Annotated in this window: 16 protein-coding genes; 11 read left to right on the top strand and 5 right to left on the bottom strand. The window is 59.6% G+C overall.

What is annotated here, in order from left to right:
* Positions 1-108: 108 nt before the first annotated feature.
* Positions 109-1,131, top strand: coding sequence for an IS110 family transposase (locus PMI11_RS35455; RefSeq protein ID WP_007827370.1), 1,023 nt, complete (start codon positions 109-111; stop codon positions 1,129-1,131).
* A gap of 347 nt (positions 1,132-1,478) precedes the next feature.
* On the opposite strand, the gene PMI11_RS35450 is transcribed toward PMI11_RS35455, so the two are convergent.
* On the bottom strand, positions 1,479-3,440 hold the full coding sequence (locus PMI11_RS35450; RefSeq protein WP_007827368.1) for an elongation factor G: 1,962 nt from the start codon (positions 3,438-3,440) through the stop codon (positions 1,479-1,481).
* Positions 3,441-3,983: 543 nt separating this feature from the next.
* On the opposite strand from PMI11_RS35450, the gene PMI11_RS35445 reads away from it, so the two are divergent.
* Positions 3,984-4,553 (top strand): nucleoside 2-deoxyribosyltransferase, encoded by a 570-nt coding sequence (locus tag PMI11_RS35445; RefSeq protein ID WP_007827367.1) that lies wholly within the window; start codon positions 3,984-3,986, stop codon positions 4,551-4,553.
* Between the two features lie 84 nt (positions 4,554-4,637).
* On the opposite strand, the gene PMI11_RS35440 is transcribed toward PMI11_RS35445, so the two are convergent.
* Positions 4,638-5,210 (bottom strand): hydrolase, encoded by a 573-nt coding sequence (locus PMI11_RS35440; RefSeq protein ID WP_007827365.1) that lies wholly within the window; start codon positions 5,208-5,210, stop codon positions 4,638-4,640.
* Between the two features lie 47 nt (positions 5,211-5,257).
* On the opposite strand from PMI11_RS35440, the gene PMI11_RS35435 reads away from it, so the two are divergent.
* From PMI11_RS35435 to PMI11_RS35405, 7 genes are all read left to right on the top strand, one after another.
* Positions 5,258-5,887, top strand: a complete 630-nt coding sequence (locus PMI11_RS35435) for a TetR/AcrR family transcriptional regulator (protein ID WP_007827363.1) — start codon at positions 5,258-5,260, stop codon at positions 5,885-5,887.
* A gap of 115 nt (positions 5,888-6,002) precedes the next feature.
* On the top strand, positions 6,003-7,838 hold the full coding sequence (locus PMI11_RS35430; RefSeq protein WP_007827361.1) for an extracellular solute-binding protein: 1,836 nt from the start codon (positions 6,003-6,005) through the stop codon (positions 7,836-7,838).
* A 229-nt stretch (positions 7,839-8,067) separates the two neighbouring features.
* Positions 8,068-9,153, top strand: a complete 1,086-nt coding sequence (locus PMI11_RS35425) for a microcin C ABC transporter permease YejB (RefSeq protein WP_007827358.1) — start codon at positions 8,068-8,070, stop codon at positions 9,151-9,153.
* Positions 9,153-10,301: an ABC transporter permease gene (locus tag PMI11_RS35420; protein ID WP_007827356.1), complete on the top strand. Its 1,149-nt coding sequence runs from the start codon at positions 9,153-9,155 to the stop codon at positions 10,299-10,301. The genes PMI11_RS35425 and PMI11_RS35420 overlap by 1 nt, the downstream gene beginning before the upstream one ends.
* Entirely contained in the window at positions 10,298-11,926 is a 1,629-nt protein-coding gene (locus tag PMI11_RS35415) for an ABC transporter ATP-binding protein (RefSeq protein WP_007827354.1), read from the top strand. Before PMI11_RS35420 ends, PMI11_RS35415 begins: the two co-directional genes overlap by 4 nt.
* Positions 11,927-11,951: 25 nt before the next feature.
* Complete coding sequence (locus tag PMI11_RS35410) at positions 11,952-12,911, top strand: 2-hydroxyacid dehydrogenase (RefSeq protein WP_007827352.1); 960 nt, start codon at positions 11,952-11,954, stop codon at positions 12,909-12,911.
* Between the two features lie 261 nt (positions 12,912-13,172).
* Positions 13,173-13,661 carry a hypothetical protein gene (locus PMI11_RS35405; RefSeq protein ID WP_007827350.1) on the top strand — a complete coding sequence of 163 codons (489 nt, stop codon included), beginning with the start codon at positions 13,173-13,175 and terminating at the stop codon, positions 13,659-13,661.
* 516 nt (positions 13,662-14,177) lie between these two features.
* Here PMI11_RS35405 and PMI11_RS35400 read toward each other — a convergent pair.
* Positions 14,178-15,059, bottom strand: a complete 882-nt coding sequence (locus PMI11_RS35400; protein ID WP_007827346.1) for an MBL fold metallo-hydrolase — start codon at positions 15,057-15,059, stop codon at positions 14,178-14,180.
* A 136-nt stretch (positions 15,060-15,195) separates the two neighbouring features.
* Complete coding sequence (locus tag PMI11_RS35395; protein ID WP_244430764.1) at positions 15,196-15,366, bottom strand: hypothetical protein; 171 nt, start codon at positions 15,364-15,366, stop codon at positions 15,196-15,198.
* Between the two features lie 264 nt (positions 15,367-15,630).
* Here PMI11_RS35395 and PMI11_RS35390 point away from each other — a divergent pair, with 264 nt between their 5' ends.
* Both PMI11_RS35390 and pncB read left to right on the top strand, forming a co-directional pair.
* A complete protein-coding gene (locus PMI11_RS35390; protein WP_007827341.1) occupies positions 15,631-15,918 on the top strand; it encodes a hypothetical protein in 288 nt (95 codons plus the stop codon).
* A 146-nt stretch (positions 15,919-16,064) separates the two neighbouring features.
* Positions 16,065-17,369: a nicotinate phosphoribosyltransferase gene (gene pncB, locus PMI11_RS35385; protein WP_007827339.1), complete on the top strand. Its 1,305-nt coding sequence runs from the start codon at positions 16,065-16,067 to the stop codon at positions 17,367-17,369.
* Here pncB and PMI11_RS35380 read toward each other — a convergent pair.
* Entirely contained in the window at positions 17,366-18,346 is a 981-nt protein-coding gene (locus tag PMI11_RS35380) for a DUF72 domain-containing protein (RefSeq protein ID WP_007827337.1), read from the bottom strand. The genes pncB and PMI11_RS35380 overlap by 4 nt on opposite strands.
* Between the last annotated feature and the right edge of the window lie 48 nt (positions 18,347-18,394).

Below are 18,394 nucleotides of genomic sequence, written 5' to 3'. Positions count from 1 at the left end.
GCTACCACCGCTCCACACAAAGTGATGGTGTGGAACGGCCCTCCGAAACGGCATCAAGAGTGCCTATTGTGGTGATGCCAATCGCCGCGAAACAGGAGGAACCGTTCCATGGAGAAGATTACTACAATCGGCCTCGACCTGGCCAAGTCGATCTTTCAAGTGCATGCCATTGCCGAGGACGGAAGTGTTGTAACGCGCCGCGGCTTACGGCGATCGCAGGTGCTGGAATTCTTCCGCAAGCTGGAGCCTTGCCTTGTCGGACTGGAGGCCTGTGCCAGCGCACACTATTGGGCGAACTCGATCATAGAGCTTGGACATACGGTGCGAATGATGCCGGCTGCCTATGTGAAGGCCTACGTCAAGCGCAACAAGACAGATGCGGCGGATGCCGAAGCAATCTGTGAGGCGGTGACGCGGCCGACGATGCGTTTTGTTCCGATCAAGACGCATGACGAGCAGGCTGCCTGCATCGTTTTGAAGACGCGCCAGCTGTTCGTACGGCAGCGCAGCCAGACGGCGAACGCTCTGCGTGCGCACATGGCAGAGATGGGCATCATAGCAGCAGCAGGAATGGCCAGCATCGCCAAGCTGATCCTCGTCCTTCGCGACCACGAGGATCATCGGCTCCCAAACGCGGCTCGGGCGGCGTTGATTGAGATGGCTGATCAGATTGAGATGCTCACCGCACGCATTGAGAAACTCGATGCGACAATCGCGGCAACCGTGAAGGCTGATGCTGCTGCCCGGAGGTTGATCAGCATTCCAGGCGTCGGCCCCCTGATTGCTGCAACCGTTAGGGCTTCGGTGCAGGATCCTGGTAGTTTCAAAACAGGGCGAGACTTTTCCGCCTGGATCGGCATAACGCCGCGGGCACATTCCAGCGGCGGCAAGGAGCGCCTTGGCAAGATATCGAAGCAAGGCAACAAGCAGTTAAGAACTTTGCTCATCGTCGGCGCGACATCAATCCTGAAGCTAGCACGCCGTGGGGCAAAGCTGCCGGCCTGGCTGGTGTCTCTGATGGCGCGAAGACCGTACAAGGTTGCCGCCGTTGCGCTGGCAAACAAAATCGCACGAACAATCTGGGCACTCCTCGTCAAGGGCGGTACCTACGAAATGCCGGCGATGTCATGAGAGCATAGGAACAGAAGAGGTTTCGGCGCTCTGTCGCCGGATCAAGTGGCAAGGTGCCAAATGCGTGATGACCCCAATGGGCGAAATCTCGATACTGATCAGACCGTCTTCCTCAATGCGCCCTCGAGCGCGGCAAAGTGATAAGGCGATCGGCATCGCGGATCTCATCGTGGCCAGCGGTCATAGACCGCGTTAGATAGGCCGGACATATGACTGCACCGTCCGACGGGGACTTGCGCAATAAATGCCTTGCTAACCGGGCCGTTCCACATATGAAGAAGAACCCGGTTAACTGCCAAACGACATGAGTCCCATTCTGCGAACGAGCATGAAGTGGCGCGAACGTTTCAGTGTGCGACGCGTGGTTCCTCGTGTGCCCTCACGATGGCGTCCGCTTCCTTGCCGTATAGCTCCTCGAAGTGATCGAAGGTCTTGGAAAAGTAACCAATGCCCTGCGTCGCCGAGCGCAGCGCCCGCGCCAGATCGTCAAGCGCGCTGCCCGGAATAAGTGCCCGGAAGATGTCCCATCCCTTAGCGGTTTCATCCCGGTCGAAGCCGAGAACCTGACCCTTGAGAGCGGAGACGATCTGGACGAGGCTGCCGGAATAGATCGATGGAATGTGAATTTCGCTGCGGAAGACCGGTTGCATTAAAACGGCCGACCCTTCGGAAAGCGCCTGTCGCACTCCCATTTTCGACGCAGTCCTGAAGGCGTGTTCCGAACTGTCGACGGCATGGTGCTGACCATCGAACAGCGTTACGCCGACATCGATGACCTGGAAGCCGAGCGGCCCTTTCTCCATCGCTTCGCGCGCGCCTGCTTCGACGGCAGGGATATAGTTGCGCGGAACGACGCCACCCTTGACGGTTTCGCTGAAGGTGAAGCCCCGGCCGCGCTCGTTGGGGCGAATGCTCAGCTTCACATCCGCGAATTGCCCGGCACCGCCGGTCTGTTTGCGATGCCGGTAGTGAACCTCGGACGGTTTCGCGATTGTCTCGCGATAGATCGGGCTGGGCGTTCGATCGGTTACGTCGATGTGGAAGACGTCGGACAGGGTTCGGCAGAGATCGCGCAGATGTACCGGGCCCTGGGCGCGGACGAGCTGGGCGCCAGTGCCTTCCTCCTGCAAAACGACAAGACCGCGATCCGTCTCGGAAAGTTTTGCCAGCGTTTCGGAGAGCTTGTTTTCATCGCGTGCGCTGCCCGGGACCAGGATCCTTTCAAGCATCGGCGTAGGTGGCTCGGTCCATTCGGGTGGGGCGACCGTCGCGTCTGATGTCAAAAGCGACGGGACGGGCAAGTGGTCGGACTTGACCGTCGCGAAGACATCCCCCGGTGCAGGCACGATCGCCGAGTTCGACCGTCCGTTTGCGGGATCCTGCACGGCGCCGAGGCTGGAGCCGCCCAGTAATGCGCCTTGCCGCAGTCCCTCACCAAACGCACGCACCAGCACCGTCTTGCCGATATTCTGACGATGATAGGCATGGAAGCTCACGGCGGTCAGCTTGTTTTCATCGACATCGCCCGCACGAGCCAGGCGCTGTCGAAGAACCCCTACCGGCGGCGCCTCGTGGCGCAGCGCCTTCATCAGCCTCATCATGCCGTTGCCGTGACTTGCGGCACCGATCAGGACTGGAATAATCCTGTTTTCGCTGAGAACCCGCGATGAAATGGCATAGAGCGCGTCGCTGGGTGGCTCGCGATCTTCGACCAGTTCCTCGAGAAGCCAGTCATCGAATTCGGACAGGTGTTCCAGGAGCTCGCTGCGCGCTTCGTGCTCGCGCTCGGCGGCGCTTTCGGGGATTGCGATCAGCGCCGAAGTCTGGCCTTCCCGGTAGCGCCACGCCCGTTCCGAAATCAGATCGCAACTGCCTATGATCCTGTCTCCCTCGCGGATCGGGATCTGGCGAAGCAAAAGCGTGTGGTTGGCGTAGTCTTGAAGCGCGGCGATCACGTCCCTCAGCCGCCCTCTCGGTTCGTCCATTCGGTTGACGAAGAGGATGCACGGCGTCCCCGAGGCTTCGACTATCCGCAGATAGGGCGCGGCGAGCACAGCCTCCTCGGGTGCCGATGAAACGCACAGGATGCAGGCGTCGCTGGCAAGAAGCGCGTGCTGTGCATGCGCCAACGCTTCGTTGGGTCCTGGCGCATCCAGCGCACACCACGCCTCGTTTCCAAAGGTGAATTCTGTGAGGTTCAATCCATAAGGGGACTTGGATTTTCTCGGCGCCCCCTCCAGGGAGCCGAGCTTTTCCACGACTGTTGATTTTCCGGTCTGCGAGGGTCCAAGCACGGTAAAGCAGCGCATCGGCATTCCTCCAACTGCCATAAACACAATTTTCAGCCATCATAGGATGCCCTGAACCGCTGCAAGGCGCTAGAGGTGTTCAGTTTCACAACGCTTTGACCTGGAGACGTAGGAGCTGTTCTCGAATTGCCAGCGGGGCTGACCGCAGGGGCTGCAGACGCATCCAAAACGATCCATCCAGAGACTCTGAAGCTACTCCCACAAGCAGTTAGGCGTGAACTTGCGCGCCGCCGCGCCAGCTTGGCGGCAAGCGCATCGCGTTCATCGATACCACGCAGGAGAAGGCCGATAGCAACGAACTCCCCGATCGCCGCTAAGCAAGAGGAGAGGGGTCGGCTTCCGGGGAAGCAGCGCAAGCTTAACGTCACGACTGCGCTGCCTACGCCGCATGATGGCCGACCGTGGCGCCGTTGCGCGATCTGAACGCGCGAATACACGGCCGCGCTGGGTGGGCGGTTTTCGCCCACTGGATTGTGATCCTTCCTCGCTGTACAGCGAGGAAGGTATTTTGGTTGTCGAGCCCATCCCTTTTAGGTGCAATTTATGACAAGAAAAGTTTATCTGGCCGGTCCCGAGGTCTTCCTTCCCAACGCCCGTGAAATCCTCGACCGGAAAGCAGCACTTGCCCGTGAGGCGGGATTTCTCCCGCTTTCGCCCGGCGATCTGGAAATCCCGCACACGAACTCGAAGCGCGAGCGGGCCGCGGCGATAAACGCGGTGGACGAGAAGATGATGATCCAGGCTGACGCGATCATCGCCAATCTGACGCCCTTTCGTGGCATTGCCGCCGATACAGGGACGGCCTTCGAACTCGGCTTTATGTGCGCAAGCGGTAAGCCTGTATTCGCCTACACGAATGTGGCCCGCGATCACAGCGGACGAGTGAGCGATCTCTATGGCGGGGCCGTCGCGTATGATGCTGAAGGTCGACTGCGAGACCCGAACGGAATTGCAGTCGAGGATTTTGGCCTGGCCGACAATCTCATGCTGCACGCCGGGATTGAGCGGCGCGGTGGCGTCCTCATCATCGGAGATGCACCGCGGGAGGCGCTCTATACGGACCTTGCCGCGTTCAAGACGTGTCTTGCCGTCGCCGTTGAGAAGCTGCGCTAGGGAGGTACCGCGCCCCTCACCCTTCCGACCGTGCCAGAGGGATCGTGCAATGTCGACGATGTCATCACGCGAGGCGGTCGGGTCTTAGCCGTTGGCAAGAACCTCGGCCGTTTTGCGCACGCGCGACAGGCGCGGCAGGATGCGCTCGCAGGCAAGCGAATGCATCTCCGCGCTGAAGGTGCTCATCGCGTCCTCGACGGCAATGACTGCGTAATTATGGGCGAAAGCATCGCGGATCGTCGCCTCGACGCCGAAATTCGTGGCGATGCCCGCCAGGATCACGGTCCTGATGCCGCGGCGGCGCAGTTGGAGATCCATCGCCGTGCCGTAAAAAGCGCTCCACTGATGCTTGACGATATGGACATCGACATCGAGCGAAGCGATTTCCGCCGGAGCAGCAAGTGCCGTCGCCGGAAGGCCACCTTCGGGGAAAACCGCCGGCTCGTCCACGGGCTGGTTGACAGCATCGGCATAGTCCGGGGAGAATCCGATGGTAACGAGGATCACCGTCCCGCCTTCGGACTTCAGTTTGGCGGCAATGGCCGCGGTATTCTCGATCACCTGCCGGGCGGGATGGGGCGCAAGCTGCCGGCTGACGATGAAGCCTTGCAGGTCGATGGAAACGAGTGCAGTGGTCCTGGGATCGTAAAGGGACATGGGGAGCGAGCCTTCTTGGGGGAAAGAAATATGAGGGTATCCTCACAATGACAAATACGAGGATTGCCTCACAAAAATCAAGCCCCGAACCTCAAACCCGTGTGCCGAAACGCCAGCGCGGCCATGAGCGCGTCGCGATCCTGCTGGAAGCGGCAGCCAGGGTCTTTCTCGAAAAAGGCTATGACGCTGCAACCATGACGGAGATTGCCGCGGCCGCAAATTCTTCGATCGGTTCGCTCTATCAGTTCTTCCCGACCAAGCTTCTGCTTGCCGAGGCGCTGCATATCGATCGCCTGCAGCGTTTGAACAGCGGGCTCGCCGAACTCGCGGAAAAGACCAGGGGGAAAGGTGCTGCCGAAATCGGCGATGCGATCTTCACGCGGTTCGGCCGGTTCATCGAGGATCATCCGGAGTTCCCGGTTCTCGCCGCGCGGCGCGATGTGCCCAAGGAGCGCAAGGCGAAGTCGCGTGCGGAGCTTCGCGCCAGCATCACCGCGCTGTTGAGGAATGCCGAGCCTTCGGTCGAACGCGATGTCGATCTCCTGGGCGCCCTCGTCCTGGAGCTGCTGCGCATCGTCGTCGCGGCCGCCAACGACCCCGACGGCTCGGGCGATCCGCGCCTCGTCGGAGAGCTGCGACGCATGCTTCGCAAGCGTCTCGAGGAAGTGACGCCCTGACCTCCGCCGGCAAGGTCAAAATTTCGCGAGCCCGGTAAAAAACAAAGTCTTTCCTGTTTTTCGCCTGCATTTCTCGTATTGTCGACAAAGCTAAAAAGAACAAGGGGTTTGGTGAATGGCATCTTGGGCGCCGAAATTTCTTCTATCCGCGGCAACGTCTCTGTTTCTCGCTTTCGGGGCTTTCGCACAGGGCGCGGACGGGTGGCGGATCGGAATTTCGACGATCGGCGATCTCAAGCATCCCCAGGGCTTTGACCATTTCGATTATGTCAATCCGCAGGCGCCGAAAGGCGGCACACTGCGCCTTTCAGACGAAGGCAATTTCGATACGCTGAACCCGCTGCTTGCACGCGGAGAGGTGGGCGCCGGTCTGAGCCTGGTGTTCGATACGCTGCTGATGCCGGCGCTCGATGAGTTATCGTCCTCCTATGGCCTGCTGGCCGAGAGCCTGAAATATCCCGATGACCTGACCTCAGCGACCTTCCGCCTGCGCGCCGAGGCCAAATGGGCCGACGGGCAGCCAGTGACGCCGGATGATGTCGTTTTCAGCTTCGAGCAGGCGAAGAAGAACGATCCGCAGATGGAGTTCTATTATCGCCACGTGAAGTCGGCCGAAAAAACCGGCGATCGCGACGTGACCTTCAATTTCGACGAACCCAACAACCGGGAGCTGCCGCAGATCGTCGGCCAGCTGGTGATCGTGCCCAAGCATTGGTGGGAGGCGAACGGTGCAGACGGCAAGCCGCGCGACATTTCCCGCACCTCGCTGGAAATTCCGATGGGCTCCGGTCCCTACAAAATGGTCTCGGTGACCCCGGGATCGAAGATCCGCTACGAGCTGCGCGACGACTATTGGGGCAAGAACCTCAACGTCAATGTCGGCCAGAATAATTTCGGCGTGATCGAATATACCTATTTCGCCGATCGCGACGTGATGTTCGAAGCCTTCCGCTCGAACAACACCGACTACTGGTGGGAGAATGCCGCCAAGCGCTGGGCGACCGCCTATGATTTCCCCGCCGTCAAGGACGGACGCGTCAAGCGCGAGGAAACCGAAAGCGAAATGCGCAAGGTCGGCGTCATGGTCGGCTTCATCTTCAACCTGCGCCGTGACAAGTTCGCCGACGAGAAGGTGCGCGAGGCGCTGAACTATGCTTTCGATTTCGAGGAACTGCGCCGCACGATCTTTTACGGCTCCTACGAGCGGATCGACAGTTTCTTCTTCCGCACCGAACTTGCCTCCTCCGGCCTTCCGCAGGGCCGCGAGCTGGAGATCCTGAACGAAGTCAAGGACAAGCTTCCGCCCGAAGTCTTCACCACGCCCTACGCCAATCCGGTCGGCGGCGATCCGGCCAAGCTTCGCGACAATCTTCGCACCGCGATCGGCATGCTGAAGGAAGCCGGCTACGAGCTGAAGGGCAACCGCATGGTCAACGTAAAGACCGGCCAGCCGCTCTCCTTCGAAATCCTGCTCAACGGGCCGACCATCGAGCCAGTCGCGCTCGCCTTCTCGCAGAACCTGAAGAAGATCGGCATCGATGCCAGCGTGCGCAGCATCGAGCCGTCGCAATTCACCAACCGCTGGCGCTCGCGCGATTTCGACGTGATGTACAATGGCTGGGGCGAATCCATCAATCCCGGCAACGAGCAGGCCGAATACTGGGGCTCGGATGCCGCCAAGCGCGAAGGCTCGCAGAATTACAGCGGCATCAGCGATCCCGCAATCGATGCGCTGATCAAGAAGGTGATCTTCGCCAAGGACCGCGACGAGCTGGTGGCGGCAACAAGGGCGCTCGACCGCGTTCTGCTCGCCAAGCACATCGTCGTGCCGAGCTACACTTCGCGCACCTCGCGCCTTGCCTACTGGAACAGCATCACGCATCCGGCCGAACTGCCCGAATACGGTCTCGGTATGCCGGGTGTCTGGTGGTCCACCAGCGCCGGCAAATAAGGAAATCCTTGCCATATCGGGTCGGTGGCGTCCAAATTATGCGCGAATCAGGCGGTAAAGCGATTCCGGCAAGAGTAGGAAGCGGTTTTGCGCCCGGAATTGCGTGAAAACAAAGGGATAGAGCGTTTAACGGAAATGCTCTAGCCGAGGGCGAACAAAAGGAAAGTTGGGAATTGGCGAAATCTGAACGTCGCAGCATGGCGGCTGTCCACCGGATCGGCGCGCGCTGATGGGGGGCTATATCCTTCGCCGCCTGCTTCTGATGATACCGACCATCGTCGGCATCATGGCGATTTCCTTCATCGTCGTTCAATTCGCCCCCGGCGGTCCGGTGGAGCAGGTCATTGCCCAGCTGACGGGACAGGCCGACAGCGCCGACCAGCGCCTCGGCGGCGGTGGCGACGCGGGCCAGCAATTCGACGACGCCGGCTCGAAATATCGCGGCGCCCAGGGCCTCGATCCGGAGCTCATCGCCAAGCTGGAAAAGCAGTTCGGCTTCGATAAACCGCCGCTGACCCGCTTCGGCGAAATGATGTGGAACTATATCCGCTTCGATTTCGGCGAGAGCTTCTTCCGCAATACGACCGTTCTCAATCTCATCAAGGAGAAGCTGCCGGTCTCGATCTCGCTCGGTATCTGGATCCTGATCTTCTCCTATGCCATCTCCATCCCGCTCGGGATTCGCAAGGCTGTGAAGGACGGATCGACCTTCGATGTCTGGACGTCAGGCATCATCATCGTCGGTTATGCCGTGCCGAGCTTCCTCTTCGGCATCCTGCTGATCGTGCTTTTCGCCGGCGGCTCATTCTACGACTGGTTCCCGCTGCGCGGCCTCGTTTCGGATAATTTCGACCAGCTGGCCTGGTGGCAGAAGCCGCTCGATTATTTCTGGCACCTCACGCTGCCGCTGATCTCGCTGTCGCTGGCATCCTTTGCCACGACGACGCTCCTGACCAAGAATTCCTTCATCGACGAGATCAAGAAGCAATATGTCATCACCGCGCGCGCCAAGGGCCTGAACGAACGGCAGGTGCTCTACGGCCATGTTTTCCGCAATGCCATGCTGATCGTTATCGCAAGCTTTCCGAGCGCCTTCATCTCCGCCTTCTTCACCGGCTCGCTCTTGATCGAGAACATCTTCTCGCTCGATGGCCTTGGCCGCCTCGGCTACCTCTCGGTCGTCAACCGCGACTATCCGATCGTCTTTGCAACGCTTTATATCTTCTCGTTGCTCGGTCTCTTCGTTGGTCTGGTTTCGGACCTGATCTACACCTGGATCGATCCGCGCATCGATTTCGAGCGGAGGGACGTCTGATGGATGTCGCCGCAAACCCGACGACATCAGCGCCCGTCCGCCCGCCCCGCAAGGGCCTGCTGTCGCCGACCAACATTCGCCGCTGGCGGAATTTCAAGGCGAACAGGCGCGGCTACTGGTCGCTCTGGCTGTTCCTCGTCCTCTTCGTGCTCAGCTTGCTTGCCGAATTCATCGCCAATGACAGGCCGATCATCGCCTCCTACAAGGGCGAGATCCTCTTCCCCGTCGTCATCGATTATCCCGAGGAGAAGTTCGGTGGCTTCCTGGCCGAGACGGACTACCGCTCCTCCGTCATCTCGGACGAGATCAATGCGAATGGCTGGATGATCTGGCCGCCGATCCGCTATTCCTATCAGTCGGTCAATTCCAATATCCCGCATTCGGCACCCACTGCGCCCTTCTGGCTGATGTCGAAGGAGGAGCGCTGCTCGGCCTATCCGCAGGGCGTCGATGATCCCGGCTGCAGGCTCGGCAATCTCAACTGGCTGGGCACCGACGATCAGGCCCGCGACGTTCTCGCCCGCGTCATCTACGGCTTCCGCATTTCCGTTCTCTTCGGCCTCGTGCTCACCATCTGCTCGGCCGTCATCGGTGTGACGGCCGGCGCCATCCAGGGCTATTTCGGCGGCTGGACCGACCTGTTTTTCCAGCGGTTCATCGAGATCTGGTCCTCGATGCCGGTGCTCTACATCCTGCTGATCATTGCCGCCATCCTGCCGCCCGGCTTCTTCGTGCTGCTCGGCATCATGCTGCTCTTCTCCTGGGTCAGCTTCGTCGGCGTCGTGCGTGCCGAGTTCCTGCGAGCCCGCAATTTCGAATATGTCCGGGCTGCCCGCGCGCTCGGCGTCAACAACCGCACCATCATGTGGCGGCACATGCTGCCGAATGCGATGGTGGCGACGCTGACCTTCCTGCCCTTCATCCTCTCAGGCTCGATCACCACGCTGACCTCGCTCGACTTCCTGGGCTTCGGCATGCCGCCGGGCTCTCCCTCGCTCGGTGAACTGATCGCCCAGGGCAAGGCCAACCTTCAGGCGCCATGGCTCGGGCTGACGGCCTTCTTCACCATGTCGATCATGCTCTCGCTGCTGATCTTCATCGGCGAAGCGGTGCGCGATGCCTTCGATCCGAGAAAGACGTTCCAATGACATCGCCGCTGCTCTCCGTCCGCGATCTCTCGGTCGCCTTCCATCAGGGTGGCGAAACCTCGCTTGCCGTCGACCGCATCTCCTTCGATATCGGCAAGGGCGAGGTTGTGGCACTTGTCGGCGAATCCGGTTCCGGCAAGTCGGTGTCGGCGAATTCGGTGCTGCGGCTTCTGCCCTATCCCGCCGCCAGCCATCCGAGCGGCGAAATCCTGTTCAAGGGCAAGGATCTCCTGAAGGCTGGTGATCGCGAGATGCGCGCGGTGCGCGGCAACGACATCACCATGATCTTCCAGGAGCCGATGACCTCGCTCAATCCGCTCCATACGATCGAAGGGCAGATTGCCGAAATCCTGGCCCTGCATCAGGGCATGACCGGGCAGGCGGCGCGCACCCGCGTGCTGGAACTCTTGAACCAGGTCGGCATCCGCGAGCCGGAAAAGCGCCTGAAAGCCTATCCGCACGAGCTCTCGGGCGGCCAGCGTCAGCGCGTGATGATCGCCATGGCGCTCGCCAACCGGCCCGAACTGCTGATTGCCGACGAACCGACCACCGCGCTCGACGTCACCGTCCAGGCGCAGATCCTCGAACTCCTGCGCAAGCTGAAGGGCGAGCACGGCATGTCCATGCTGTTCATCACCCACGACCTCGGTATCGTGCGCAAATTCGCCGACCGCGTCTGCGTCATGACCAAGGGCAGGATCGTCGAGACCGGGCCAGTGGAAGAGGTCTTCACCCATCCGAAGCACGACTATACCCGCCATCTGCTCGCCTCCGAGCCGCGCGGCGAACCGCCGGTGACCGACCCTTCCAAGCCCGTCGTCATGGAAGGCAGCGACATCAAGGTCTGGTTCCCGATCAAGGCCGGCCTGATGCGCAAGGTCGTCGATCACGTGAAGGCTGTCGACGGCATCGATCTCAAGCTGCGCGCCGGCCAGACGCTCGGCGTCGTCGGCGAATCCGGTTCCGGCAAGACCACGCTCGGGCTGGCGCTCACGCGCCTCATCTCCTCGAAGGGCCGCATTTCCTTCGTCGGAAAGGATATAGCAAGCTATTCATTCACGGATATGCGCCCGCTGCGCAACCAGCTCCAGGTCGTCTTCCAGGATCCCTATGGGTCGCTCAGCCCGCGCATGTCGGTCGGCGATATTGTCGCCGAGGGGCTGAAGGTACACGAGCGTTCGCTGTCATCAGAAGAGCGCGATGAGCGCGTCTGCTGGGCGCTCGAAGAAGTCGGCCTCGATCCGCTGACCCGGTGGCGCTTCCCGCATGAATTTTCCGGCGGCCAGCGCCAGCGCATCGCGATTGCCCGCGCCATGGTGCTGAAGCCGCGCTTCGTCATGCTCGATGAGCCAACCTCGGCGCTCGACATGAGCGTGCAGGCGCAGGTCGTGGACCTGCTGCGCGATCTGCAGAAGAAGCACGATCTCGCCTACCTCTTCATCAGCCACGACCTGAAAGTGGTCAAGGCGCTCGCCAATGACGTCATCGTCATGCGTTTCGGCAAGGTGGTGGAGCAGGGGCCGTCAGCGGAGATTTTCCGCGCGCCCAAGGATGATTATACCAGGGCGCTGATGGCCGCCGCCTTCAATATCGAGGCGGTGCCGACGCCAGCAATTCAGCAGTAAAAGACGGGCAGCAGTAAAGAAGACCATGTCAGCAAGACCTCCCATTCTCGTCGATCTCAAGTTCGACCCCGAAACCGTCGCCCGCATCCTCAAGACCGCCTTTGCCGACCGCGGCAGCATCAACGCCGCTGACCCCGCCAGCAAGGCACTCGACCTGACCGGCGTGGATTATGCGCTTCTGTGGAAGCCGGATGCCGATATCTTTCAGCGCGCGCCGAACCTGAAAGTGCTCTTCTCCGGTGGCGCCGGCGTCGATAGCATCCTGTCCATTCCCGACCTGCCCGATCTGCCGATCGTCCGCTTCGTCGATCGCAGCCTGACGACGCGCATGAGCGAATGGGTGGTCATGCAGTGCCTCATGCATCTGCGCCTGCAGCGCGCGCATGACCGGGACCAGCGCGACCGGGTCTGGGGCAAGCTCGTGCCGCCGGAAGCCGCCGAAATCACCGTCGGTGTCATGGGCCTCGGCATTCTCGGCCAGGATGCCGTCGCCAAGCTGCGCGTCATGGGCTTCAACGTGATCGGCTGGTCGCGCTCCAAGAAAGAGGTTGAAGGCATCGAAACCTTCGACGGCCCAGAGCTCGATACCTTCCTGTCGAAGACCGACATCGTCGTCGGCCTGCTGCCGCTGACGTCTGACACGACGGGCCTCTACAACAAGGCCTTCTTCGCCAAGCTGCGCCATAGCGGCGCGCTCGGCAAGCCCGTCTTCATCAATGCCGGCCGCGGCAAGAGCCAGGTCCAGGCCGATATAGTCGCTTCGATTGAAAGCGGTGTGCTCGGCGGCGCCTCGCTCGATGTCTTCGAGGTCGAGCCGCTACCATCAGACAGCCCGCTCTGGCATCTGGAGACTGTCTTCATCACCCCGCATGACGCCGCGATCTCGGAAGAAAACGCGCTCTTCCGCCACGTTGAAACCCAGATCGCCCGTTTCGAACGCGGCGAGCCGCTGCAGTACGTCGTCGATCGCAAGGCGGGGTACTAGAGCGCGTCGCGCAAAAGTGCGGAACTATGTGGTAAGCGCCACCAATGTCTGTTTCCGGCCCAAAAGCGGAATTGCGCGACCTCTGTCGCAGGCGGGTTAACGTCTCCATTTGCTGTAACGTACTTCTGCGCTGAAACGCGGCCTTATGTATCAAACTCAAAACGTCTTCTAGCACTTCTCTGTACGCACGATGATATAATCGCTTTCAAAAGTACATTTACGGGGTTATATAACTCCTTAAGTTAAAGGAGAGTGATTCCTATGTCTCTTGGCGGTACAGTGGCGACGGTGGCAAAAGCCGCATTCGATAGCTTTCAAACAGCTATGCAGGATTCCTTTGATAAGGGGCGCAAAGAAGGCTACGCCGAAGGTTTTGACGCAGGCTTTATAGCCGCTCAAAAAGAAATCATGGCGATGATATCGGGCATCGGCAAACACCGTTCTGCGGAAAAAATAGAGAACAGACAGATACAGAACGAAGAGACAGATTCAGATGATGGCAGAGCCGCACCAGGGACGGTAAAACCCGCGATCCTGAAACTGATTCAGGAACATCCAGAAGGCCTCAGCAAGTCGCAGATCGTTATGATGACTGGTATAAAACCGAATTCGGTTCGCGGAACGCTTTGGTCCCTCAACAAAGAGGGACACATCAAAAAAAGCGGTCGCGACCTATGGGTTCCCGTAAGATTGGAGACTCATTCGAGTTTTGAAGATCTTTTGGGATCGTCTGATGGGGAAACGTCTTGACCACGTTTCCCCATCCTATCGTTAACCCCGCGCAGTCGAAAGCGCCAAACACGGAGGTACGACATGGCTAAATACCATGGACCGTTATTACCGGTCTAAATATGCCGGATCAGGTGGTGGAACACCTGATCCGGTTTGCATGACATACCCGACTAGGGAAGCCACACAGGATTCGCTTTTCTAGTCGGTCATCTTCAATCGAAGCGCAGAAAGGATTGACCTATGCGCAAGACGACGACTGACTCTTTTCCTTGCTCTTATAACAAGGCATGTAATGTTCTTTGGGCTATCCATAACCAGGGATGGTCACAGACAAAGACCGCCATCGAATTTCAGCTTAACGTTGGAACTGTGAGCCACATCGTTAATCGGAAGCGTTTCGAATCGGCCGTCCCGATCCCTCCCAAGGATCAAACTCTGCAGTAAGCGTACCGCAACTAAGCGGCGGCATCAACCCAAGTGATGCCGCGTGCACTCCCGTACCCTCCAGAACGGAGCAGTCACGGACCGTCATATTCAAATAAAGTCGACGCCTTCCTGATGGGCAACTATCGCGGCATCCAAATTCGATATGTGGCAGCGCCTATAGAAGGTCCGAGTTTCGTCCGGCATGGAGGCAGGGAGCACAACGAAATTCTCAAGCCCCAGGCTCGGCCGTTCCGCCAATAGCTGATCGGCCGGACCTAGCGTTGGCAGTTGAGCGACTTCGTCCCGCAATTTCTGGAAGTAGGCGAGGTTTTTCCCGACAACAGCGGGGTCGTCTGTCTGGCCATGTGCCACAATGAGGTGCTTCGGGTTCAGGTCTTGGATTTTCTTCAACGACGAGCAAAGGCTTCGAAGGTCATCCGGCGCTCGGCTCCAGACCTCAGGAATAGGATTCTCGACAGCGTCCACCGCCAGGCAAACGCGCAACTCTGGTATCCAAACAGCAACATGATCGGGCGTATGTCCAGGCGTGTGCAGAAGTTCCAGAGTCAAATCTCCACCATGAAGCACCATCCTCTCACCTGAGAACGTCAAGGTCGGCGGTAGGATTTCAACTTTCTGGAAGCGTGGTTCGAGCGCTCTCTTTTCCCTTAGTGTTTGCAGGGCCGAAGGGTCGCGCAGTCGCTCCATGGCCTTGTCATGGGCGATAATCGGGACGCCATCTATGGCACGGTTTCCCCAAAAATGGTCCCAGTCCATGTGTGAGTTGACGACGAAAAGAGGACGATCTCCACTGACATCAGCCAGAAGTTCCAGTGCGCGTCGGCACAGGGCTGGCGTTGCCAGTGTATCAACCAGTACGTTGAAACGTTCTGTGCGCACGAATACACAATCAACCTCGTCACCTGCGCGAATAACGACAATGCGCTCATCAAGCCCAGGATAAGTTGTCAACTCAACATCAAAATCCATCGTCGTCCTTCGTCCGTCTGCTGGTCCCGAATAATCACCAGCTTATTAGAAGCTTCACTGGGATGTGCAATGTCCGCTTTGATCCCAGGGGCTTCTCGGGCCTGAGCGTGTGCGGCCCTCGCGCTTGATGACGTGATCATGGGAGGCTCAAGTCCAAACCGAGCTTGCTGCTAAGGACGAAGGTGACGAGCCCCACGCCGAGTAGCGCCAGCGCGAAGAATGCGGCCATCTTGCCGCCCGCGCGCAGTACCGCTCGCCTCTCCGCTATCTCTCCTCGATCGTAATGCCACTTGATGGCGAAGAACATGGCCGTTCCTAAAGCGAAAACCTTGAACGTAACGAAAACTACAGGGACCCAATCCATATCAAGGACTCTCATGTGCATCAGCTACGCGCCTTATGATCTCATCTTAGGCAAACGCATACTTCCTATTATGCAATGCAGATATGTAATGGGCGGCTTCGCGATAACGACATGCTCCAGATCCCTTTGGAACCATCCCGCACCGCTCCTCGTTTCCTGACAGGATCTCCGCGAGCCTTGCCCGCGGAATACCGCAAGGAGACGACCATGGCTCATATGGGAACGCGGTGGGAAAGGTCCGATCGCAAGCTTCATGCCGAAGAACGGATTTCGCCTGTCAAGGCCAGGCAGGGCCGTACGGGTTATCGCATCCTGACCGTGCTGGTTGTTGCGCTGGTGCTGGCCTTCCTCGTCTGGATCCCCGTCGCAATCTGGGGTCAGAAGCAAGCCACTGACATCGCCCCGCCGCAGCCGGGCCACGAGATGCAGTCGCAGCTTCCGGCAGCTCCCGCACAGAACGCCACCCCGGCCCAGCCCGTAAGTCCAGCGCAGTAACGGGTCTGGCGAGGGCGACACGTTGCCTGTTGTTTTTTCTGGACTTTGCCGATCGATTTTTCGATAAGAAAGCGCACGAGCCGGTTTCGTGCGCTGGCCGTTACCAAGGCCGCACCTGACCGGATTGGCGGACAGGCAGGAGCTTCATGGCCAGGACCGATATCGCAAGACGCGTCTACAATCACACCTGGAAACTCGATCCGATCGTGCGCAGCCTGATCGACACGGATTTCTACAAGCTCCTGATGCTGCAGATGATCTGGAAGCTTTATCCTGACGTCAACGCCTCCTTCACGCTCATCAACCGTACCAAGCGCGTGCGCCTCGCCGAACAGATTGACGAGGGCGAGTTGCGCGAGCAGCTCGATCACGCGCGCACGCTGAAACTCGCCAAGAAGGAAATGATCTGGCTCGCCGGTAACAGCTTCTATGGCCGCGCCCAGATCTTCGAGCCGGAATTCCTCGCCTGGCTCTCCAATTTCCAGCTGCCGGAATACGAGCTTTCCAAGAAGGACGGGCAATATGTGCTCGATTTCCATGGGTCGTGGAAGGAAACGACCATGTGGGAAATCCCGGCCCTTGCCATCATCAACGAGATGCGCTCCCGCGCCGCCATGAAAACGATGGGGCCGTTCACGCTCGATGTGCTCTATGCCCGCGCCAAGGCCAAGATGTGGGCCAAGGTGGAAAAGCTGCGTGAGCTGCCCGGCCTGCGCATTTCCGATTTCGGCACGCGGCGCCGCCACAGCTTCCTCTGGCAGCGCTGGTGCGTGGAAGCGCTGAAGGAAGGCATCGGCCCGGCCTTTACCGGCACCAGTAATGTATTGCTGGCTATGGATTCCGATCTCGAAGCCGTCGGCACCAATGCCCATGAGCTGCCGATGGTGGCGGCTGCCCTTGCCGAAACCGACGAGCAGCTCGGGAACGCGCCCTATAAGGTGCTGCGCGACTGGAACAAGCTCTATGGCGGCAATCTCTTGATCGTGCTGCCGGACTCCTTCGGAACGGCCGCCTTCCTGCGCGACGCGCCGGAATGGGTGGCCGACTGGACCGGCTTCCGCCCGGACAGCGCTCCGCCGGTCGAAGGCGGCGAAAAGATCATCGACTGGTGGAAAAAGATGGGCCGCGACCCGCGCCAGAAGCTCCTGATCTTCTCCGATGGCCTCGATGTCGATGCGATCATCGACACCTACAGGCATTTCGAGGGTCGCGTCCGCATGAGCTTCGGCTGGGGCACCAACCTGACGAACGACTTCGCCGGCTGCGCGCCGAACGACAGTTCCGATTTCCTGCCGATTTCCATCGTCTGCAAGGTGAGCGACGCCAATGGCCGCCCGGCGGTCAAGCTGTCGGACAATCCGCAGAAGGCGACAGGCGAACCGGCCGAAGTCGAGCGCTATCTGAAATTCTTCGGCGCCGAGGATCGCACCGATCAGGCCGTTCTAGTCTAAGGCGCAGACCGTGGCGTCGGCCAATGCCGGCGCGGCTCTTCTACCACGCTTCTGCTGCCGCGCCGTTTCGGATGAACCGGTACGCTGTTATCGGGTGGCGGTGCGACGCCCAGCCGTTCGGCAAGTGAACGGGCATCGGCCGGTGCGCGTACCTTCACGTCATTGTCGAAATAGACATAGACATCGCGGCCCTTCGCCGAGCGTTTCAGCGGCGACTTGATACGGTTGGCATCATCGGGCTCGATCCCATGCGTCCAGGCATCGATGCGTCCAGCCCAGTGATCGAGCGCCTCGTCGCTATAGCCGCTGACATAAAGCTGTTCCGATCCGTGCAGGCGGCAATAGATGAAATTAGCCGTCACATCCATCAGCAACGGCCATTCCACGGTATCGGCGACCACCAGCCCGACTTTGTATTCACGCAGCAATTCGATGAAGCCAGGCGTGCAGAAACTGTCGTGGCGAATTTCCAGCGCGTGGCGCATGGGCTGCCTCGTCTCGCTCTTCGTCCAGGCACGGCCATCGAGCCGTTCGTCATGCCGCTTCGCGATCTCGGCCGCAGCATTTGTATCCTTGGGAAGCATTGCCAGAAACCGGGCAAACAGATCGGCATCGAATGTCAGGCTTGGCGGAAATTGCCAGAGGATCGGCCCGAGTTTCGGGCCTAGCCGCAGCAGGCCGGAGGCGAGGAAATTGGCAAGCGGCGTTTCGATATCGCGCAGGCGCTTGAGATGGGTGATGTAGCGCGATCCCTTGACCGAAAAGACGAAGCCTTCGGGCGTCTCGTCACGCCAGCGGGCGAAAACATCCGGCTTCTGCAGCCCATAGAACGTGCCGTTGATCTCGATGGAGGGAAATTGCCGGGAGGCATAGGCAAGCTCGCTCTTCCTGGCCAACCCCTTGGGATAGAAGACACCGCGCCAGGGCGCATAGGTCCATCCGGATATGCCGATGCGGATCGTGCCTGTTTTCGCCATGGAAAAGGAACCGTGTCGGCGCGCACTTGTTCCCTCATGAAAAAGGCG

It is taken from the genome of Rhizobium sp. CF142, assembly GCF_000281145.1.
In the GTDB taxonomy this organism is placed as follows: Bacteria; Pseudomonadota; Alphaproteobacteria; order Rhizobiales; family Rhizobiaceae; genus Rhizobium.
This window is presented reverse-complemented; position numbering and strand designations above follow the sequence as displayed.

Excerpts from the sequence above, each read along its gene's own strand:
- PMI11_RS35410 (WP_007827352.1), top strand. The coding sequence starts at position 11,952 with ATGTCAGCAAGACCTCCCATTCTCGTCGATCTCAAGTTCGACCCCGAA.
- PMI11_RS35415 (WP_007827354.1), top strand. The coding sequence starts at position 10,298 with ATGACATCGCCGCTGCTCTCCGTCCGCGATCTCTCGGTCGCCTTCCAT.
- PMI11_RS35405 (WP_007827350.1), top strand. The coding sequence starts at position 13,173 with ATGTCTCTTGGCGGTACAGTGGCGACGGTGGCAAAAGCCGCATTCGAT.
- PMI11_RS35395 (WP_244430764.1), bottom strand. The coding sequence starts at position 15,366 with ATGTTCTTCGCCATCAAGTGGCATTACGATCGAGGAGAGATAGCGGAG.
- PMI11_RS35390 (WP_007827341.1), top strand. The coding sequence starts at position 15,631 with ATGGCTCATATGGGAACGCGGTGGGAAAGGTCCGATCGCAAGCTTCAT.
- PMI11_RS35440 (WP_007827365.1), bottom strand. The coding sequence starts at position 5,210 with ATGTCCCTTTACGATCCCAGGACCACTGCACTCGTTTCCATCGACCTG.
- PMI11_RS35400 (WP_007827346.1), bottom strand. The coding sequence starts at position 15,059 with ATGGATTTTGATGTTGAGTTGACAACTTATCCTGGGCTTGATGAGCGC.
- PMI11_RS35425 (WP_007827358.1), top strand. The coding sequence starts at position 8,068 with ATGGGGGGCTATATCCTTCGCCGCCTGCTTCTGATGATACCGACCATC.
- PMI11_RS35455 (WP_007827370.1), top strand. The coding sequence starts at position 109 with ATGGAGAAGATTACTACAATCGGCCTCGACCTGGCCAAGTCGATCTTT.
- PMI11_RS35380 (WP_007827337.1), bottom strand. The coding sequence starts at position 18,346 with ATGGCGAAAACAGGCACGATCCGCATCGGCATATCCGGATGGACCTAT.
- PMI11_RS35430 (WP_007827361.1), top strand. The coding sequence starts at position 6,003 with ATGGCATCTTGGGCGCCGAAATTTCTTCTATCCGCGGCAACGTCTCTG.
- pncB (WP_007827339.1), top strand. The coding sequence starts at position 16,065 with ATGGCCAGGACCGATATCGCAAGACGCGTCTACAATCACACCTGGAAA.
- PMI11_RS35445 (WP_007827367.1), top strand. The coding sequence starts at position 3,984 with ATGACAAGAAAAGTTTATCTGGCCGGTCCCGAGGTCTTCCTTCCCAAC.
- PMI11_RS35420 (WP_007827356.1), top strand. The coding sequence starts at position 9,153 with ATGGATGTCGCCGCAAACCCGACGACATCAGCGCCCGTCCGCCCGCCC.
- PMI11_RS35450 (WP_007827368.1), bottom strand. The coding sequence starts at position 3,440 with ATGCGCTGCTTTACCGTGCTTGGACCCTCGCAGACCGGAAAATCAACA.
- PMI11_RS35435 (WP_007827363.1), top strand. The coding sequence starts at position 5,258 with ATGACAAATACGAGGATTGCCTCACAAAAATCAAGCCCCGAACCTCAA.